Annotated in this window: 14 protein-coding genes, 6 pseudogenes and 1 other annotated feature; of the genes and pseudogenes, 11 read left to right on the forward strand and 9 right to left on the reverse strand. The window is 50.4% G+C overall.

Going from position 1 to position 20,124, the window contains the following annotated elements:
• Positions 1-97: 97 nt before the first annotated feature.
• From iucA to iutA, 6 genes and pseudogenes are all read left to right on the forward strand, one after another.
• Positions 98-1,131 (forward strand): annotated as a pseudogene (gene iucA / locus C1P89_RS26110) (aerobactin synthase IucA); the annotation flags it as partial.
• Positions 1,111-1,821, forward strand: coding sequence for a ferric iron reductase (locus tag C1P89_RS26115; protein WP_243666945.1), 711 nt, complete (start codon positions 1,111-1,113; stop codon positions 1,819-1,821). The pseudogene iucA and the gene C1P89_RS26115, both read left to right, overlap by 21 nt.
• Complete coding sequence (iucB, locus tag C1P89_RS20565) at positions 1,822-2,769, forward strand: N(6)-hydroxylysine O-acetyltransferase IucB (protein WP_001287501.1); 948 nt, start codon at positions 1,822-1,824, stop codon at positions 2,767-2,769.
• Positions 2,769-4,511: an NIS family aerobactin synthetase IucC gene (gene iucC, locus C1P89_RS20570; protein WP_001015717.1), complete on the forward strand. Its 1,743-nt coding sequence runs from the start codon at positions 2,769-2,771 to the stop codon at positions 4,509-4,511. The genes iucB and iucC overlap by 1 nt, the downstream gene beginning before the upstream one ends.
• Positions 4,508-5,845, forward strand: coding sequence for an NADPH-dependent L-lysine N(6)-monooxygenase IucD (gene iucD, locus C1P89_RS20575; protein ID WP_000750143.1), 1,338 nt, complete (start codon positions 4,508-4,510; stop codon positions 5,843-5,845). Before iucC ends, iucD begins: the two co-directional genes overlap by 4 nt.
• A 5-nt stretch (positions 5,846-5,850) precedes the next feature.
• Positions 5,851-8,046 carry a ferric aerobactin receptor IutA gene (iutA, locus tag C1P89_RS20580; protein WP_014334084.1) on the forward strand — a complete coding sequence of 732 codons (2,196 nt, stop codon included), beginning with the start codon at positions 5,851-5,853 and terminating at the stop codon, positions 8,044-8,046.
• Positions 8,047-8,596: 550 nt separating this feature from the next.
• Here the strand turns inward: iutA and C1P89_RS26120 are convergent.
• Positions 8,597-8,740: a hypothetical protein gene (locus tag C1P89_RS26120; protein ID WP_005140587.1), complete on the reverse strand. Its 144-nt coding sequence runs from the start codon at positions 8,738-8,740 to the stop codon at positions 8,597-8,599.
• A gap of 295 nt (positions 8,741-9,035) precedes the next feature.
• On the opposite strand from C1P89_RS26120, the gene C1P89_RS20590 reads away from it, so the two are divergent.
• A protein-coding gene (locus C1P89_RS20590; RefSeq protein ID WP_094096600.1) for an IS1-like element IS1A family transposase occupies positions 9,036-9,733 on the forward strand; the annotation gives its coding sequence in 2 pieces (ribosomal slippage) (positions 9,036-9,285 and positions 9,285-9,733; 699 coding nt in all).
• A gap of 18 nt (positions 9,734-9,751) precedes the next feature.
• Entirely contained in the window at positions 9,752-10,042 is a 291-nt protein-coding gene (locus tag C1P89_RS20595; RefSeq protein WP_000961603.1) for a hypothetical protein, read from the forward strand.
• 405 nt (positions 10,043-10,447) lie between these two features.
• Here C1P89_RS20595 and C1P89_RS20605 read toward each other — a convergent pair.
• Positions 10,448-11,488: pseudogene (locus C1P89_RS20605) on the reverse strand (IS3 family transposase).
• Here C1P89_RS20605 and C1P89_RS26125 point away from each other — a divergent pair.
• Positions 11,455-12,433, forward strand: a pseudogene (locus C1P89_RS26125) (IS3 family transposase); the annotation flags it as partial. The pseudogenes C1P89_RS20605 and C1P89_RS26125 overlap by 34 nt on opposite strands.
• Positions 11,685-11,801 (forward strand) — a sequence feature (AL1L pseudoknot). (Overlaps the previous pseudogene by 117 nt.)
• Positions 12,434-12,450: 17 nt before the next feature.
• Here the strand turns inward: C1P89_RS26125 and C1P89_RS20625 are convergent.
• Positions 12,451-13,148, reverse strand: a protein-coding gene (locus tag C1P89_RS20625) for an IS1-like element IS1A family transposase (protein WP_237158176.1) whose coding sequence is annotated in 2 segments (ribosomal slippage) — positions 12,451-12,899 and positions 12,899-13,148 — 699 coding nt in all. Because the reading frame shifts where the segments join, the coding sequence is not laid out codon by codon here.
• 50 nt (positions 13,149-13,198) lie between these two features.
• A complete protein-coding gene (nlpA, locus tag C1P89_RS20630) occupies positions 13,199-13,966 on the reverse strand; it encodes a lipoprotein NlpA (RefSeq protein WP_000779420.1) in 768 nt (255 codons plus the stop codon).
• Positions 13,967-14,187: 221 nt separating this feature from the next.
• On the opposite strand from nlpA, the gene yicS reads away from it, so the two are divergent.
• Complete coding sequence (gene yicS, locus C1P89_RS20635) at positions 14,188-14,481, forward strand: protein YicS (protein WP_000805509.1); 294 nt, start codon at positions 14,188-14,190, stop codon at positions 14,479-14,481.
• Positions 14,482-14,521: 40 nt separating this feature from the next.
• Here the strand turns inward: yicS and nepI are convergent.
• The 5 genes and pseudogenes from nepI to C1P89_RS26525 form a co-directional block, all read right to left on the reverse strand.
• Positions 14,522-15,704: pseudogene (nepI, locus tag C1P89_RS20640) on the reverse strand (purine ribonucleoside efflux pump NepI).
• Between the two features lie 210 nt (positions 15,705-15,914).
• On the reverse strand, positions 15,915-16,367 hold the full coding sequence (locus C1P89_RS20645; protein WP_005140558.1) for a DUF1198 domain-containing protein: 453 nt from the start codon (positions 16,365-16,367) through the stop codon (positions 15,915-15,917).
• Positions 16,368-16,419: 52 nt separating this feature from the next.
• A pseudogene (adeQ, locus tag C1P89_RS20650) lies at positions 16,420-17,301 on the reverse strand (adenine permease AdeQ); the annotation flags it as partial.
• 16 nt (positions 17,302-17,317) lie between these two features.
• Positions 17,318-18,015 (reverse strand): IS1-like element IS1A family transposase gene (locus C1P89_RS20655; protein WP_094096600.1). Its coding sequence is split into 2 segments (ribosomal slippage): positions 17,318-17,766 and positions 17,766-18,015, totalling 699 coding nucleotides; the frame shifts between segments, so codons are not numbered across the junction.
• Between the two features lie 55 nt (positions 18,016-18,070).
• Positions 18,071-18,154 (reverse strand): annotated as a pseudogene (locus C1P89_RS26525) (hypothetical protein); the annotation flags it as partial.
• Positions 18,155-18,328: 174 nt separating this feature from the next.
• Here C1P89_RS26525 and adeD point away from each other — a divergent pair.
• A complete protein-coding gene (adeD, locus tag C1P89_RS20665) occupies positions 18,329-20,095 on the forward strand; it encodes an adenine deaminase (protein WP_001065692.1) in 1,767 nt (588 codons plus the stop codon).
• Positions 20,096-20,124: the final 29 nt, after the last annotated feature.

Here is a 20,124-nt window from a genome sequence, read left to right on the forward strand (position 1 = left end):
GTAAAATTAATTTATCTGACAATAACATTTATTGTTGATAATGAGAATCATTATCGACATAATTGTTATTATTTTACTGTGTGGGAGCTGTTTGACTATGACCCTGCCCTCTGAAAAACCAGCCACAGATGTGGCTGCGCAGTGCTTCCTGAATGCACTGATTCGTGAAACCACAGACTGGAAACTGACAGAATACCCGCCAGACGAATTGCTCATCCCGCTGGATGAGCAGAAATCGCTCCATTTCAGAGTGGCTTATTTCTCCCCAACCCAGCATCACCGCTTTGCATTTCCTGCACGTCTGGTCACGGCATCAGGCAGTTATCCTGTCGACTTTACCACTCTCTCCCGGCTTATTATTGATAAGCTACGCCATCAACTGTTTCTGCCCGTTCCCCTCTGCGAAACTTTCCACCAGCGCGTGCTGGAAAGCCATGTCCATACGCAACAGGCAATTGATGCCCGTCATGACTGGGCCGCTCTGCGTGAAAAAGCGTTGAATTTTGGCGAGGCTGAGCAGGCGCTGCTGACAGGACACGCTTTCCACCCTGCGCCTAAGTCTCATGAACCGTTTAACCGACGGGAGGCTGAACGCTACCTGCCTGATATGGCACCCCACTTCCCACTGCGGTGGTTTTCGGTGGATAAAACGCAAATCGCCGGTGAAAGTTTGCATCTCAACCTTCAACAGCGGCTGACGCGATTTGCCGCAGAGAATGCGCCTCAGTTACTCAACGAATTAAGTGACAACCAATGGCTGTTCCCGTTGCACCCGTGGCAGGGGAATATCTTTTGCAGCAGGGGTGGTGCCAGGCACTTGTTGCTAAAGGGCTGATTAAAGACTTAGGTGAGGCCGGCACGTCGTGGCTGCCGACCACCTCTTCCCGTTCCCTCTACTGTGCCACCAGCCGCGATATGATCAAGTTCTCCCTGAGCGTACGGCTGACCAACTCCATCCGTACTCTGTCCGTGAAAGAAGTGAAGCGTGGGATGCGCCTGGCACGCCTGGCTCAAACCGACGGCTGGCAGATGCTACAGGTCCGCTTCCCGACTTTCCGGGTAATGCAGGAGGATGGCTGGGCCGGGCTGCTCGATCTTAACGGCAACATCATGCAGGAAAGTCTGTTTGCCCTGCGTGAAAATCTGCTGGTGGATCAGCCGAAAAGCCAGACTAACGTACTGGTCTCCCTGACTCAGGCCGCACCTGATGGCGGTGATTCGCTGCTGGTTTCGGCGGTAAAACGCCTGAGCGATCGCCTCGGTATCACTGTGCAACAGGCCGCCCATGCATGGGTCGATGCATACTGTCAGCAAGTGCTAAAGCCGCTGTTTACGGCTGAAGCGGATTACGGCCTGGTGCTGCTGGCGCATCAGCAAAATATTCTTGTCCAGATGCTTGGGGATCTGCCGGTCGGATTTATTTACCGTGACTGTCAGGGCAGCGCTTTTATGCCTCACGCGACAGACTGGCTCGATTCTATTGGCGAGGCGCAGGCGGAAAATATTTTCACCCATGAGCAGTTGCTGCGCTATTTCCCTTATTACCTGCTGGTTAACTCCACTTTTGCTGTGACCGCTGCGCTGGGGGCTGCCGGGCTGGACAGCGAATCGAATCTGATGGCTCGTGTACGAGCATCGCTGGCTGAAGTGCGTGATCAGGTGACTCATAAAACCTGTCTCAACTACGTGCTGGAAAGTCCGTACTGGAACGTAAAAGGTAACTTTTTCTGTTATCTGAACGATCATAACGAGAACACCATTGTTGACCCTTCGGTGATCTATTTCGATTTCGCTAACCCGCTGCAGGCTCAGGAGGTCTGAATGTCTGAGGCAAACATTATTCACAGCAGATATGGACTGCGCTGTGAAAAACTCGACAAGCCCCTGAATCTTGGCTGGGGACTGGACAATAGCGCGGTGTTGCACTGTCCCGGGGAGCTGCCGACAGGGTGGCTGTGCGATGCGCTGGATCAGATATTTATCGCCGCACCACAACTGTCAGCAGTGGCTCTCCCCTGGGCCGAATGGCGTGAGGAGCCACAGGCGCTGACGCTTTTTGGGCAGGTAAAAAGCGACATTATCCATCGTACTGCCTTCTGGCAGTTACCGTTATGGTTGAGTTCACCGGCAAACCGGGCCTCCGGTGAAATGGTTTTTGATGCAGAGCGTGAGATTTATTTCCCGCAGCGCCCACCCCGTCCACAGGGTGAGGTTTACCGCCGTTACGATCCACGTATTCGCAGGATGCTGAGTTTCCGCATTGCCGATCCCGTTTCTGATGCAGAACGTTTCACCCGCTGGATGAATGATCCGCGCGTTGAGTATTTCTGGGAGCAAAGTGGCTCACTGGAGGTACAGACCGCCTATCTGGAGCGCCAGCTCACCGGTAAACATGCATTCCCGCTGATTGGGTGCTTCGACGATCGGCCATTCAGCTATTTCGAAATCTACTGGGCGGCGGAAGACCGCATTGGTCGTCACTATTCGTGGCAGCCCTTTGACCGTGGCCTGCATCTGCTGGTTGGTGAACAGCAATGGCGCGGGGCCCACTATGTGCAAAGCTGGCTGCGCGGGCTGACACATTACCTGCTGCTGGATGAGCCCCGTACGCAGCGCACAGTACTGGAGCCACGCACCGATAACCAGCGCCTGTTCCGCCATCTTGAGCCTGCGGGATACCGGACAATTAAAGAGTTCGACTTCCCACATAAGCGCTCGCGCATGGTGATGGCGGATCGTCATCACTTCTTCACGGAGGTCGGTCTGTAATGAATCACAAGGACTGGGATTTTGTTAACCGTCGGCTGGTGGCAAAAATGTTGTCTGAGATGGAGTATGAGCAGGTTTTCCACGCGGAATCTCAGGGCGATGACCACTACTGCATTAACCTGCCGGGAGCACAATGGCGCTTCATCGCTGAACGTGGTATCTGGGGCTGGCTGTGGATTGATGCCCAAACGTTGCGCTGCACGGACGAACCAGTACTGGCGCAGACGCTGCTGATGCAGCTAAAGCCGGTGCTGTCAATGAGTGATGCCACTGTTGCAGAGCATATGCAGGATTTGTATGCCACGCTACTGGGCGACCTGCAACTGCTGAAGGCCCGTCGCGGACTGAGTGCCAGTGACCTGATTAATCTTGATGCCGATCGTCTGCAATGCCTGCTGAGCGGTCATCCTAAATTCGTTTTTAATAAAGGTCGCCGTGGCTGGGGCAAAGAGGCGCTGGAACGATATGCGCCAGAGTATACCAACACCTTCAGACTGCACTGGCTGGCGGTAAAACGTGAACATATGATCTGGCGCTGCGATAACGATCTGGATATTCAGCAGTTGTTGACTGCCGCAATGGATCCGCAGGAGTTTACACGCTTCAGTCAGGTCTGGCAGGAAAACGGGCTGGATCACAACTGGCTACCGCTGCCGGTACATCCGTGGCAGTGGCAGCAAAAAATCGCCACAGACTTCATCGCTGATTTTGTCGAAGGCAGGATGGTGTCTCTCGGCGAGTTTGGCGACCAGTGGCTCGCCCAGCAGTCGCTGCGTACCCTGACCAACGCCAGCCGCCGGGGAGGGCTGGATATCAAGCTGCCGCTGACCATCTACAACACCTCATGCTACCGGGGAATCCCTGGCAGATATATCGCTGCCGGACCACTGGCTTCACGCTGGCTGCAACAGGTTTTTGCGACCGACGCCACCCTGGTGCAAAGCGGCGCAGTGATCCTTGGTGAACCGGCTGCAGGCTATGTGTCCCATGAAGGCTATGCCGCGCTTGCCCGGGCTCCCTATCGCTACCAGGAAATGCTTGGTGTTATCTGGCGGGAGAATCCGTGCCGCTGGCTGAAACCGGATGAAAGTCCTGTTCTGATGGCAACACTGATGGAGTGCGACGAAAACAATCAGCCGCTGGCAGGCGCATATATCGACCGCTCCGGACTGGACGCTGAAACCTGGCTTACGCAATTGTTCCGGGTGGTTGTGGTTCCGCTGTATCACCTGCTTTGCCGCTACGGTGTCGCGCTTATTGCACACGGACAAAATATAACGCTCGCCATGAAAGAGGGGGTACCACAGCGTGTTCTGCTGAAAGACTTCCAGGGCGATATGCGGCTGGTGAAAGAAGCGTTTCCCGAAATGGACTCTTTGCCTCAGGAGGTGCGTGATGCCACATCCCGTCTGAGTGCGGACTACTTAATCCATGATTTGCAGACGGGTCACTTCGTGACAGTACTGCGTTTTATTTCGCCACTGATGGTTCGTCTTGGCGTACCTGAAAGGCGATTTTATCAACTGCTGGCAGCAGTGTTGAGTGATTACATGAACAAACATCCACAAATGGCAGAGCGTTTTGCGCTTTTCTCACTCTTCAGGCCACAAATCATTCGCGTGGTGCTGAACCCGGTAAAACTGACCTGGCCGGACCTGGATGGCGGCAGTCGCATGCTGCCGAATTACCTTGAGAATCTGCAAAATCCGCTGTGGCTGGTAACTCAGGAATATGAATCATGAAAAAAAGTGTCGATTTTATTGGTGTCGGGACAGGGCCATTTAATCTCAGCATTGCTGCATTGTCACATCAGATCGAAGAACTGAACTGTCTCTTCTTTGACGAACATCCTCATTTTTCCTGGCATCCGGGTATGCTGGTACCGGATTGTCATATGCAGACCGTCTTTCTGAAAGATCTGGTCAGTGCAGTTGCACCTACAAATCCCTACAGCTTTGTTAACTATCTGGTGAAGCACAAAAAGTTCTATCGCTTCCTTACAAGCAGGCTACGTACAGTATCCCGTGAAGAGTTTTCTGACTATCTCCGCTGGGCTGCTGAAGATATGAATAACCTGTATTTCAGTCATACCGTTGAAAATATTGATTTCGACAAAAAAAGTCGATTGTTTCTGGTTCAGACCAGTCGGGGAGAATATTTTGCCCGCAATATCTGCCTTGGTACAGGAAAACAACCTTATTTACCACCCTGTGTGAAGCATGTGACACAATCCTGTTTCCATGCCAGTGAAATGAATCTTCGTCGGCCGGACCTGAGTGGAAAACGGATAACCGTGGTTGGTGGAGGACAGAGTGGTGCAGACCTGTTCCTTAATGCATTACGCGGGGAATGGGGAGAAGCGGCGGAAATAAACTGGGTCTCACGGCGTAATAATTTTAACGCACTGGATGAGGCTGCTTTTGCTGATGAGTATTTTACACCTGAATATATTTCAGGCTTCTCCGGACTGAAGGAAGATATTCGCCATCAGTTACTGGATGAGCAGAAAATGACATCGGATGGCATCACTGCCGATTCTTTACTGACCATTTATCGTGAGTTGTACCACCGTTTTGAAGTTCTGAGAAAACCAAGAAATATCCGTCTGCTACCCAGTCGCTCGGTAACAACCCTGGAAAGTAGTGGTCCGGGCTGGAGGTTATTGATGGAACATCATCTGGATCAGGGCAGAGAGAGCCTGGAAAGTGATGTGGTGATTTTCGCCACAGGTTACCGTTCTGCATTGCCACAAATACTTCCCTCACTGATGCCCTTGATCACCATGCACGATAAGAACACCTTTAAAGTGCGTGATGACTTCACTCTGGAATGGAGTGGCCCGAAAGAAAATAACATCTTTGCGGTCAACGCCAGCATGCAAACTCATGGCATCGCCGAACCCCAGCTCAGCCTGATGGCCTGGCGATCTGCACGTATTCTTAATCGCGTACTGGGGCGTGATTTATTCGATCTCAGTATGCCGCCCGCACTGATTCAGTGGCGCAGCGGCAGCCGGAAAAAACCGCAGCCGGAGGCTGCTTCTTTAACTCACTATACAGCAAATATTCAGGAATAACGATGATGCGCAAAAAGTATATGCCCCGGGCTCTTGGTCCGCTGCTTCTTGTCGTGCTGTCACCAGCTGTCGCCCAGCAAAACGATGATAATGAGATCATAGTGTCTGCCAGCCGCAGCAATCGAACTGTAGCGGAGATGGCGCAAACCACCTGGGTTATCGAAAATGCCGAACTGGAGCAGCAGATTCAGGGCGGTAAAGAGCTGAAAGACGCACTGGCTCAGTTAATCCCCGGCCTTGATGTCAGCAGCCAGAGTCGAACCAACTACGGTATGAACATGCGTGGCCGCCCGCTGGTTGTCCTGATTGACGGTGTGCGCCTCAACTCTTCACGTTCCGACAGCCGACAACTGGACTCTGTCGATCCTTTTAATATCGACCATATTGAAGTGATCTCCGGCGCGACGGCCCTGTACGGTGGCGGGAGTACCGGAGGGTTGATCAACATCGTGACCAAAAAAGGTCAGCCGGAAACCATGATGGAGTTTGAGGCTGGCACAAAAAGTGGCTTTAACAGCAGTAAAGATCACGATGAGCGCATTGCCGGTGCTGTCTCCGGCGGAAATGACCATATCTCCGGACGTCTTTCCGTGGCATATCAGAAATTTGGCGGCTGGTTTGACGGTAACGGCGATGCCACCCTGCTTGATAACACCCAGACCGGCCTGCAGCACTCCAATCGGCTGGACATCATGGGAACCGGTACGCTGAACATCGATGAATCCCGGCAGCTTCAACTGATAACGCAGTACTATAAAAGTCAGGGAGACGACAATTACGGGCTTAATCTCGGGAAAGGCTTTTCCGCCATCAGCGGGAGCAGCACACCATACGTCAGTAAGGGGCTGAATTCTGACCGCATTCCCGGCACTGAGCGGCATTTGATCAGCCTGCAGTACTCTGACAGTGATTTCCTGGGACAGGAACTGGTCGGTCAGGTTTACTACCGCGATGAGTCGTTGCGGTACTACCCGTTCCCGACGGTAAATGCGAATAAACAGGCGACAGCTTTCTCCTCGTCACAGCAGGATACCGACCAGTACGGCATGAAACTGACTCTGAACAGCCAACTGATGGACGGCTGGCAAATCACCTGGGGGCTGGATGCTGAGCATGAGCGCTTTACCTCCAACCAGATGTTCTTCGATCTGGCTCAGGCAAGTGCTTCCGGAGGGCTGAACAACCATAAGATTTACACCACCGGGCGCTATCCGTCATATGACATCACCAATCTGGCGGCCTTCCTGCAATCCAGCTATGACATTAATGATATTTTTACCGTTAGCGGTGGCGTACGCTATCAGTATACTGAGAACAGGGTAGATGATTTCATCGACTACACGCAGCAACAGAAGATTGCTGCCGGGAAGGCGATATCTGCCGACGCCATTCCTGGTGGTTCGGTAGATTACGATAACTTTCTGTTCAATGCTGGTCTGCTGATGCACATCACCGAACGTCAGCAGGCATGGTTCAATTTTTCCCAGGGGGTGGCATTGCCGGATCCGGGGAAATATTATGGTCGCGGCATCTATGGTGCAGCAGTGAACGGCCATCTTTCCCTGACAAAGAGCGTGAACGTCAGCGACAGTAAGCTGGAAGGCGTGAAAGTCGATTCTTATGAACTGGGCTGGCGCTTTACCGGTGACAACCTGCGGACTCAAATCGCGGCATATTACTCGCTTTCCAATAAGAGCGTGGAAAGGAATAAAGATCTGACCATCAGTGTGAAGGACGACAGGCGCCGTATTTACGGCGTGGAAGGTGCGGTGGACTACCTGATCCCGGATACTGACTGGAGTACCGGTGTGAACTTCAATGTGCTGAAAACCGAGTCGAAAGTGAACGGTCAATGGCAAAAATATGACGTGAAGGAATCAAGTCCATCGAAAGCGACAGCTTACATTAACTGGGCGCCGGAACCGTGGAGTCTGCGTGTACAGAGCACCACTTCTTTCGACGTAAGCGATGCAGAGGGTAACGATATTAATGGTTACACTACCGTCGATTTTATCAGTAGTTGGCAGCTTCCGGTGGGAACACTCAGCTTCAGCGTTGAGAACCTCTTCGACCGTGACTATACCACTGTCTGGGGACAGCGTGCACCTCTGTACTACTGCCCGGGTTACGGCCCTGCTTCACTGTACGACTACAAAGGCCGGGGCCGAACCTTTGGTCTGAACTACTCAGTGCTGTTCTGACGGGGATGCTTTTGCAACAAGGGTATGCTGTAAACAACATGGTCCTTGGTGGCCATGTTGTTTACAGCCAGTATAATATACAGCCTTAACAAGATATTCCGTCTCCGGAATGGACTGTTCACCACTGAATAACATTATTTCTGTTTTATGGATCTTTGACTGAAATTTATCGCATATCCTCATTTCATTGTCCGTCTGAAAACTAACCTTACAAGTAAGCGTCGTCTCAGCACCGTCTGGCAGATCCTGAAATTCCTGAGAGGATGATCTGCGCCCAATATCCTGAGCCGGAACTTTGCTGCAATGAAGGCCAACGAAAAATGGGGGAGTATGTTATAGAGTACTTGCTACAGGGTAAAAAGAGGTACCTGTCGCTGGTTCTCCGTTCAGTTTAACCGGGAGATTTTCTCCTGCGCCTGTCATAAAGTCCGGTAATGGAGATTGTTAATACGATGGTGCACGATGCATTGTCGGTGCCCGGCCCGGAGGATGCCCCGTAACTACATACGGATCAGGGTTGGCAATATCGAATGGCAGGCTATAGGCAAAGTTAAAGCCCCATGGAGTAGCACAAAATATGCCACACAAAGGAAACGGTCTGAATAACGCAGTGATGGAGAACTTCTTCGGCACACTGCAAAATCGCATCGTGGTCGATCGCTAATTCGCCGTGAATCACTGAACGATGTTCCATGCGAACAGATATTCGATCATATCGAAATATTAAACATTACCCCTCCCCGCATTGGGCAAAAAAAAAAAACAAAAAACGATCAATTAGTATTGATTCACATAATCTCTCATCATTAATGAGAACATTGTCACATATTTACAATATAGAACTGTTACTTTTAGTAAGCTGTTAGTAACCAACTGTTACTAATAATTTTAATTCTTAATACTTTGTTCATTCAATAAATGAGTTGAGAGAATAGGTGATGCTGCCAACTTACTGATTTAGTGTATGATGGTGTTTTTGAGGTGCTCCAGTGGCTTCTGTTTCTATCAGCTGTCCCTCCTGTTCAGCTACTGACGGGGTGGTGCGTAACGGCAAAAGCACTGCCGGACATCAGCGCTATCTCTGCTCTCACTGCCGTAAAACATGGCAACTGCAGTTCACTTACACCGCTTCTCAACCCGGTACGCACCAGAAAATCATTGATATGGCCATGAATGGCGTTGGATGCCGGGCAACTGCACGCATTATGGGCGTTGGCCTCAACACGATTTTACGTCACTTAAAAAACTCAGGCCGCAGTCGGTAACCTCGCGCATACAGCCGGGCAGTGACGTCATCGTCTGCGCGGAAATGGACGAACAGTGGGGCTATGTCGGGGCTAAATCGCGCCAGCGCTGGCTGTTTTACGCGTATGACAGTCTCCGGAAGACGGTTGTTGCGCACGTATTCGGTGAACGCACTATGGCGACGCTGGGGCGTCTTATGAGCCTGCTGTCACCCTTTGACGTGGTGATATGGATGACGGATGGCTGGCCGCTGTATGAATCCCGCCTGAAGGGAAAGCTGCACGTAATCAGCAAGCGATATACGCAGCGAATTGAGCGGCATAACCTGAATCTGAGGCAGCACCTGGCACGGCTGGGACGGAAGTCGCTGTCGTTCTCAAAATCGGTGGAGCTGCATGACAAAGTCATCGGGCATTATCTGAACATAAAACACTATCAATAAGTTGGAGTCATTACCCACATGCTGGTCACTGACACCATAACAGAGGCCACCCTGTACGAAAACGGGCTGTATACGCGCCACATCAGACTCAGTCGCCCAGTATCTGACAGCAAATACCCCTTGCCACCCGGATCTCAGCTCATTAAAAATATGACCTTACGACTGCGCCTGCAGGATCAGCAGGAAGAAACATCCGTGACATTATTTCAGGGAAAAATGAGTACCGACGGAAATAACTATTACATCATCAAAGGTAAAGTAAGCTCAGTACTTCTGTTATTAAAAATGCTGCAGATTAATCACGCCTGATCTCTGTCCCGGTATTTTAGCCCGAGGTATATTCTGAAATATCATTCATCATGACCGGCGTTTATACAAACGCCGGTCATTCGCTAACAGCTTCACCGTTCCTTCCCCCATCCAGGTTCCGCATGAGCGTGTTGTAATGTTCATAAGCGTATTATCAGGATTGTCTGGAAAATTCCCGATACTTTGGACTATTACTCCTGAACAATTCGAAATTCAGCAGATTAAAGGTAAGCGTTAACGGAGGTAAGCGTTAACGGAGGTAAGCGTTAACGGAGGTAAGCGTTAACGGAGGTAAGCGTTAACGGAGGTAAGCGTAAACCGACTGCCGTATGTAGCCATTAAGCCAGTATTGGTAACGTAGGTGCCCACCTTTTCAAATGATCTGCGCCCCAAATCTTGGACATCCTATGAAAAATGTTTAAGTCGATATTGAACCGGACTCATGCCATCGAGTTTCTCTTTAATGCGATGGTGATTGTAGTATTCAATGTAATCAATTATATCTTGCTTTAGATGATGTAACTTATTGTATTTATTTAGGTAGTAACATTCTTATTTTAAAGTACTAAAAAAGCTTTCCATTGCTGCATTATCTAAGCAGTTACCACGTCGGGACATGCTTTGTGTTATGCCATTATCACTCAACCAACGTTGCCAACGAGGCATCTGATATTGCCACCCCTGATCACTATGCAACAAGGGCTTATCGTCTTTATTGAGTTGTTCTACCGCATCTAATAGCATGCTCTTTACCATTGATGCTAATGGGCGCTCAGTAAGGTTATATGAGACTATTTCTCCATTATACAGGTCCATGATTGGTGATAAATAGAGCTTCCTGCCATCGACCTTAAACTCTGTGACATCTGTTACCCACTTTTGATTTGGGCGGTCAGCATAAAATTGTCTCTTCAGTAAATTATTACAAGTTCGCCCCTGTTCTCCACGATAGGCACGGTACTTCTTGCGCCTGATAAGTGAGCTGATACCCAGTTCCTTCATTAACTTTCTGATGGTTTTACCATTAAGTAAAATGCCCTCGTTACGGCAGGCAAGTCTGATGCGTCGATAACCATAACGCCCTTTATGCTGATGGTATATTCTCAATATTACTTGTTTAACAAGTTGATATGGATCTGGCGCATTAAGGCGTTTCACGTGATAGTAAAATGTACTACGTGGCAAATCCGCGATAACCAGTAATTGTGATAATGGATGACATTGCCTTAACTCATTAATAATGATTACTTTTTCTTTTGTTCCAATCGTAATTTTTCCTGAGCTAAGGCTTTCAGCTTTTTTAGATAATGAACCGCCCCGGGAATCCTGGAGACTAAACTCCCTGAGAAAGAGGTAAACAGGATGACTAAAAATACTCGTTTTCCCCCGAAGTCCGTCAACGGGCAGTCCGTATGGTTCTGGAAAGTCAGGGCGAATATGACTCACAATGGGCGGTAATTTGTTCCATTACTCCAAAGATTGGCTGTACACCGGAGACTCTGCGTGTCTGGGTTCGCCAGCATGAGCGGGATACCAGGGGCGGTGATGGAGGGCTCACCACCGCTGAACGTCAGCGTCTGAAAGAGCTGGAGCGTGAGAATCGTGAACTGCGCTGCAGTAACGATATCCTTCGCCAGGCTTCCGCTTATTTTGCGAAGGCGGAGTTCGACCGCCTCTGGAAAAAATAATGCCACTGCTGGATAAGCTGCGTGGGCAGTACGGGGTCGGACCGGTATGCAGTGAACTGCATATTGCCCCGTCAACGTATTACCACTGTTAGCAACAGGACATCATCCTGATAAACGCAGTGCCCGTGCGCAGCACGATGACTGGCTGAAGAGAGAGATACAGCGCGTATACGATGAAAATCATCAGGTGTACGGTGTGCGTAAAGTCTGGCGCCAGTTGTTACGGGAAGGAATCAGGGTGGCCAGATGTACAGTGGCGCGCCTCATGGCGGTTATGGGACTTGTCGGTGTTCTCCGGGGTAAAAAGGTCCGCACTACCGTCAGCCGGAAAACCGTTGCCGCAGGTGACCGCGTAAACCGTCAGTTCGTGGCAGAACGTCCTGACCAGCTGTGGGTGGCTGATTTTACTTACGTCAGCACATGGCAGGGCTTCGTCTATGTGGCGTTCATCATTGATGTGTTTGCCGGATACATCGTGTGGTGACGAGTCTCATCGTCTATGGAAACGACATTCGTGCTGGATGCACTGGAGCAGGCGTTGTGGGCCCGTCGTCCGTCTGGCACCATCCATTACAGCGATAAAGGCTCTCAGTATGTGTCACTGGCCTATAAGGCGCGACTAAAAGAAGCAAAACTGCTGGCATCAACAGGGAGTACAGGCGACTCGTATGACAACGCGATGGCAGAGATCATCAAGGGCCTTTAGGTAATGACTTCAACTTATTGATAGTGTTTTATGTTCAGATAATGCCCGATGACTTTGTCATGCAGCTCCACCGATTTTGAGAACGACAGCGACTTCCGTCCCAGCCGTGCCAGGTGCTGCCTCAGATTCAGGTTATGCCGCTCAATTCGCTGCGTATATCGCTTGCTGATTACGTGCAGCTTTCCCTTCAGGCGGGATTCATACAGCGGCCAGCCATCCGTCATCCATATCACCACGTCAAAGGGTGACAGCAGGCTCATAAGACGCCCCAGCGTCGCCATAGTGCGTTCACCGAATACGTGCGCAACAACCGTCTTCCGGAGACTGTCATACGCGTAAAACAGCCAGCGCTGGCGCGATTTAGCCCCGACATAGCCCCACTGTTCGTCCATTTCCGCGCAGACGATGACGTCACTGCCCGGCTGTATGCGCGAGGTTACCGACTGCGGCCTGAGTTTTTTAAGTGACGTAAAATCGTGTTGAGGCCAACGCCCATAATGCGTGCAGTTGCCCGGCATCCAACGCCATTCATGGCCATATCAATGATTTTCTGGTGCGTACCGGGTTGAGAAGCGGTGTAAGTGAACTGCATTTGCCATGTTTTACGGCAGTGAGAGCAGAGATAGCGCTGATGTCCGGCAGTGCTTTTGCCGTTACGCACCACCCCGTCAGTAGCTGAACAGGAGGGACAGCTGATAGAAACAGAAGCCACTGGAGCACCTCAAAAACACCATCATACACTAAATCAGTAAGTTGGCAGCATCACCCGGGTGATTGATAAGATTGCAGAAATTCCTTCACGTTTTCTGCATTCTTATTATCTTCCCGTGCCACCAAAATATTCACATACGGCGAATTCTTATCTTCAATAAATACGCTGTCGTGCACCGGAGAAAGCCCTGTCTGCTGAATGTAAGTGGTGCTGATAATCGCTACATCAACTTTGGGATCATCCAGTACGCGCGGGAGCTGCGCCCCCTCGAGTTCCATAATCTGCAAATGACGAGGATTATCGGTTATATCCAGCGCGGTAGGTAATAACCCTTTTCCCTCTTTCAGAGTAATTAGCTTCTCTTTTTGCAACAGTAAAAGTGCGCGACCAAGGTTGGTCGGGTCGTTGGGGATCGCCACTGTCGCGCCTTCTTTTATTTGCGCCACGGTTTTGATTTTTTTGGAATAACCCGCCATAGGGAAGACAAACGTATTTCCCACCGCTACCAGTTTATAACCATGCGCCTGATTATCTTGTTCAAGAAAGGGTCGATGCAGGAAGACATTCGCATCAAGTTCGCCATGATTTGTCGCATCGTTCGGTAGCAACGAACCGCTAAATCCTACCAGTTCAACATCGAGGCCATATTTCTCTTTTGCCACCTTTTTAGCGACTTCCGCGACATCTTGTTCTGCGCCATTTATAACGCCAACTTTAATGTGTTTTGCATCGCTGCTACTCTGGTCGCAACCTGCCAGCAGAATTCCGGCCAGCAATAATGCGGCCCCTGTCCGTAGATGATGTGTTGTCAGTTTCATTTTTTTATCCTTTTATTAATGATTACCTGACTATAGCGGTAAGGTCGCTGCGGTTTAAAAAACGAAACGCTATCGATAAGAATAAAAAGGAATAAAAGTGGAATATAAAGTCTGGCACTTCTTACTGACCACGCAAGCGCGTTTCGTACAGCATGATGAGAGCGATGAAAGCAAACTACACTTATGCTTCATTCGATACACATTTGTAAAAGGTTGAATCCATGAAACCAACGACACTACTGCTTATTTTCACTTTTTTCGCTATGCCAGGCATCGTATACGCCGAGTCGCCTTTTAGCTCACTGCAGTCCGCAAAAGAGAAAACCACGGTATTACAAGATTTACGTAAAATTTGCACGCCACAGGCGTCATTATCAGATGAAGCGTGGGAAAAGTTAATGTTGTCAGATGAAAACAATAAACAACATATACGCGAGGCCATCGTGGCGATGGAACGTAATAATCAGAGCAATTATTGGGAAGCGTTGGGTAAGGTAGAATGCCCGGATATGTAAGAACAGCAACAACTACTGACCAACGCTTCTTTACCTGATATCAGGATTTCTTCATTTTCACCTTTGCAGTAACCAACAATGCAGTCAGCAACATCAATGTGCCAGAAAACATCAACGGCGAAGTCAGACCAATATTATCCAGCGCATAACCGCCGATTGCCGCGCCACAAGCTGAATAACCGCCACCTGAATAGACCCGGCTTTTTCTGCCTGATCGGCCAGTGAGCGGGTGATCCACGTTGACCAGCCGACGGGAACCAATGCAAAAGTTAGCCCCCAGATAATCGCCACGCCGGTAGCAACGATTTTATCGCTTCCCCACAACGTCAGCACCAACGCACTCACAGCCAGTATTAACGGCGCGCCTGCTAAGGCCAGTTTTTACCGAACGTTTAAGAATGAATGACGAAAGCGACGTACCGATAAAGCTGGCAATGCCAAAACTCAACAGCACCAGCGTTAAGCCATCCACGCTGAATCCCGCCAGGTTCATATACACCGGGCGAATATATGTGAAGAAAGCAAACTGCCCGGCGAAAGACATGAAGATGGCGATCATCCCTGCCATCACACCCGGACGTTGTAATAAGCGGAAAGTATTTTGTTTCTGATGCGAGGGTTCGCCTGGCAGTGAAGGCAATGATTTGATAATCCAGAAAATACACAGCACGCCCATCACCGCCGCCGCATTAAAGACATTGCGCCAACCGATAAGCTCGCCTAAAAAAACTGCCCAACGGCGCGGCAATCACCAGCGCAATAGAAACCGCGCCGAAGATCACCGACAGCGCCTTCGGCACCGTACGCGGCGGCACCAGACGCATGGTCAGCGACGCCGACATCGCCCAGAACCCGCCCAGCGCCAGCCCCAGACAGGCACGACCGATTAAAAGCAAACTGAATGAGTTAGCAAAGGAAACCAGCAAGCAGGAGAGCGTCAGCAAAACGGCAAACAAAATAACAACGTTGCGGCGGTCAGTAGCCTGAATTGTCTGGGTAATAAACAAACTGGCAAACATTGCCACAAAGGCGGTCACGGTCACCGATTGCCCGGCAACCCCTTCCGAAATGCCTAAATCCTGGGCCATTGGCGTCAACAAACTGACGGGCAAAAACTCAACGATAATCAGACAGGCGACACAAAACGCCACCGAGAAAACGGCTGACCAGTTCGGTCGGGTGATGGCATCCGCGCCGCGGTTTTCGGCAATAAATTCACTCATGGTGTTACCCGTGGCATGTTTCAGGGGAAAAGCCGACCACTTTAACATTGAAATGTGTGACGCATTTAACGTTTTTGCAACTTTTACGGTGTTGCTTGAGCTGGAGTTAAGATCGAAACGGAACAGGGCAAAGATTACCGGATGCGGCGTGAACGTCTTATCCACCCGACAGGTCAGGCGCGGTCTGTAGGCTGATAAGACGAAGCGGTTTTAATGCAGCCAGTGAACGCCCTCGGCAGGCTGAAAGAACGCGTTATAGCGCATCTGAAAAGCATTAATATCCTGCATTTCAGGTTCGGTTTCGCGCAGAAAACCCAGCGCCAGCCTGACCTGAGCATCGGTAATCGGCGCGGAAAGGCGGGCTTTTTGTAAAATCCGATGCCATTGCAGCAGGTTCTGTTCGCTACCATCGACAATGACAATTTGCCAGATGAGCAACACCTGCGCGGCGTTTTGCAGGTGCGACTCATCCGGGCGATGCAAATAACGTAAAAATTCGTCACCGGCTGACTTTCCCATTTGATCGACCATCGACTCCACGGGTACGACATCGATATTCAGCCGATCACTGAGACGGCGAATCGCTTTTCTGGCCCCGGATGTCAGCACCCGAAAACCAACCACAAACACTACCGCCAGCGTGGCGAGCATTATCCAGATCATGAGTTCTCCTGCGTTATCAGAACTCATGATATCTGGAAACCCTCGCCAGTTACTAATCCACCAGAATAATCTTCAGTGCAAACAGAGATGCGACCACCACCACACACAGGTTCAGATCGCGCCAGCGCCCGGTGCACACTTTCATGATGCAGTACGACATAAAGCCGAGTGCAATCCCTTCGGTGATCGAGAAAGTAAAGGGCATCATCACCGTGGTAATAAACGCAGGCACCGATTCGGTAAAATCATCCCAGTTAACGCGCGCCAGGCTCGAAGTCATCAGCACGCCAACAAAGATTAACGCTCCGGCGGTTGCGTAAGGAGGAACCATCGCCACCAGCGGGGAGAAGAACATAACCAACAGGAACATAACGCCAACCACAACCGCAGTCAGCCCCGTGCGGCCACCGACTGCCACACCAGAAGTACTTTCAATATAGGCAGTAACAGACGAGGTGCCGATAAACGCACCCGCCACCGAACTGACGCTATCAACATACAGCGCCTTATTCATATTGGGGAATTTACCGTTACCATCTATTAAGCCCGCTTTATCAGTTACACCAATTAATGTTCCTGATGAATCAAATAGGTTGATCAGCATAAAGGAGAAAATGATACCGGCGAGTTCAAGTGTTAACGCGCCGCTCAAATCTACTTCACCAATGACGCCGCTAATATCAGGCGGAATGGAATAGACGCCGCTAAAATGAACATCACCGAAAAATAATCCACAGCAAGACGTCACCACAATAGAAACCAGCACCGCGGCATGAAAATGACGTGATGACAACACGGTTATAATAAAAAACCCTAAAATACCTAACAACACGCCGTGAGAACTTAAATCGCCAATCATCACCAGCGTGTCTTTATTGGCGACAATAACGCCAGTATTTTTTAATCCCATTAAGGCGATAAATAATCCAATTCCGGGTAATGACTCCAACTTATTGATAGTGTTTTATGTTCAGATAATGCCCGATGACTTTGTCATGCAGCTCCACCGATTTTGAGAACGACAGCGACTTCCGTCCCAGCCGTGCCAGGTGCTGCCTCAGATTCAGGTTATGCCGCTCAATTCGCTGCGTATATCGCTTGCTGATTACGTGCAGCTTTCCCTTCAGGCGGGATTCATACAGCGGCCAGCCATCCGTCATCCATATCACCACGTCAAAGGGTGACAGCAGGCTCATAAGACGCCCCAGCGTCGCCATAGTGCGTTCACCGAATACGTGCGCAACAACCGTCTTCCGGAGACTGTCATACGCGTAAAACAGCCAGCGCTGGCGCGATTTAGCCCCGACATAGCCCCACTGTTCGTCCATTTCCGCGCAGACGATGACGTCACTGCCCGGCTGTATGCGCGAGGTTACCGACTGCGGCCTGAGTTTTTTAAGTGACGTAAAATCGTGTTGAGGCCAACGCCCATAATGCGTGCAGTTGCCCGGCATCCAACGCCATTCATGGCCATATCAATGATTTTCTGGTGCGTACCGGGTTGAGAAGCGGTGTAAGTGAACTGCAGTTGCCATGTTTTACGGCAGTGAGAGCAGAGATAGCGCTGATGTCCGGCAGTGCTTTTGCCGTTACGCACCACCCCGTCAGTAGCTGAACAGGAGGGACAGCTGATAGAAACAGAAGCCACTGGAGCACCTCAAAAACACCATCATACACTAAATCAGTAAGTTGGCAGCATCACCGGTGGTCCCATGCTGAGGTAGTTTAAATAATCGCGAAAGCGTCCCTGATTCATTACTCACGTAATCGGTATTGTCATTATTCATTTTTTTGTCCATTGGAGGAGATTTAATCCCTTGCTTTTGTAAAACAAATGACAACAACGGTTCAGTGATAATTATCACATTTCAATTGCACATTAATGGATATTCTTTAATAATCTCGCGACGTTTCTTTATGATAAATAATAATCAAATTGATAAAATCAAAATGAGAAAAATATGAATAATTCTATTAACCATAAATTTCATCACATTAGCCGGGCTGAATACCAGGAATTGTTAGCCGTTTCCCGTGGCGACGCTGTTGCCGATTATATTATTGATAATGTCTCTATTCTCGACCTGATCAATGGCGGAGAAATTTCCGGCCCAATTGTGATTAAAGGACGTTACATTGCCGGTGTTGGCGCAGAATACGCTGATGCTCCGGCTTTGCAGCGGATTGATGCTCGCGGCGCAACGGCGGTGCCAGGGTTTATTGATGCTCACCTGCATATTGAATCCAGCATGATGACGCCGGTCACTTTTGAAACCGCTACCCTGCCGCGCGGCCTGACGACCGTTATTTGCGACCCTCATGAAATCGTCAACGTGATGGGAGAAGCCGGATTCGCCTGGTTTGCCCGCTGTGCCGAACAGGCAAGGCAAAACCAGTACTTACAGGTCAGCTCTTGCGTACCCGCCCTGGAAGGCTGCGATGTTAACGGTGCCAGTTTTACCCTTGAACAGATGCTCGCCTGGCGGGACCATCCGCAGGTTACCGGCCTTGCAGAAATGATGGACTACCCTGGCGTAATTAGCGGGCAGAATGCGCTGCTCGATAAACTGGATGCATTTCGCCACCTGACGCTGGACGGTCACTGCCCGGGTTTGGGTGGTAAAGAACTTAACGCCTATATTACTGCGGGTATTGAAAACTGCCACGAAAGTTATCAGCTGGAAGAAGGACGCCGGAAATTACAACTCGGCATGTCGTTGATGATCCGCGAAGGGTCCGCTGCCCGCAATCTCAACGCGCTGGCACCGTTGATCAACGAATTTAACAGCCCGCAATGCATGCTCTGTACCGATGACCGTAACCCGTGGGAGATCGCCCATGAAGGACACATCGATGCCTTAATTCGCCGCCTGATCGAACAACACAATGTGCCGCTGCATGTGGCATATCGCGTCGCCAGCTGGTCGACGGCGCGCCACTTTGGTCTGAATCACCTCGGCTTACTGGCACCCGGCAAGCAGGCCGATATCGTCCTGTTGAGCGATGCGCGTAAGGTCACGGTGCAGCAGGTACTGGTGAAAGGCGAGCCGATTGATGCGCAAACCTTACAGGCGGAAGAGTCGGCGAGACTGGCACAATCCGCTCCGCCATATGGCAACACCATTGCCCGCCAGCCAGTTTCCGCCAGCGACTTTGCCCTGCAATTTACGCCCGGAAAACGCTATCGGGTCATTGACGTCATCCATAACGAATTGATTACGCACTCCCACTCCAGCGTCTACAGCGAAAATGGTTTTGATCGCGATGATGTGTGCTTTATTGCCGTACTTGAGCGTTACGGGCAACGGCTGGCTCCGGCTTGTGGTTTGCTTGGCGGCTTTGGACTGAATGAAGGTGCGCTGGCTGCGACGGTCAGCCATGACAGCCATAATATTGTGGTGATCGGTCGCAGTGCCGAAGAGATGGCGCTGGCGGTCAATCAGGTGATTCAGGATGGCGGCGGGCTGTGCGTGGTACGTAACGGCCAGGTCCAAAGTCATCTGCCGTTGCCCATTGCCGGCCTGATGAGCACCGACACGGCGCAGTCGCTGGCGGAACAAATTGACGCCTTGAAAGCCGCCGCCCGTGAATGCGGTCCGTTACCCGATGAGCCGTTTATTCAGATGGCGTTTCTTTCTCTGCCAGTGATCCCCGCGCTAAAACTAACCAGTCAGGGGCTATTTGATGTCGAGAAGTTTGCCTTCACTACGCTGGAAGTCACGGAATAATAAAAAAGCCCGGCGTCATGCCGGGCAAA

The sequence above is a fragment of the Shigella sonnei genome (assembly GCF_002950395.1).
GTDB lineage: Bacteria > Pseudomonadota > Gammaproteobacteria > Enterobacterales > Enterobacteriaceae > ECMA0423.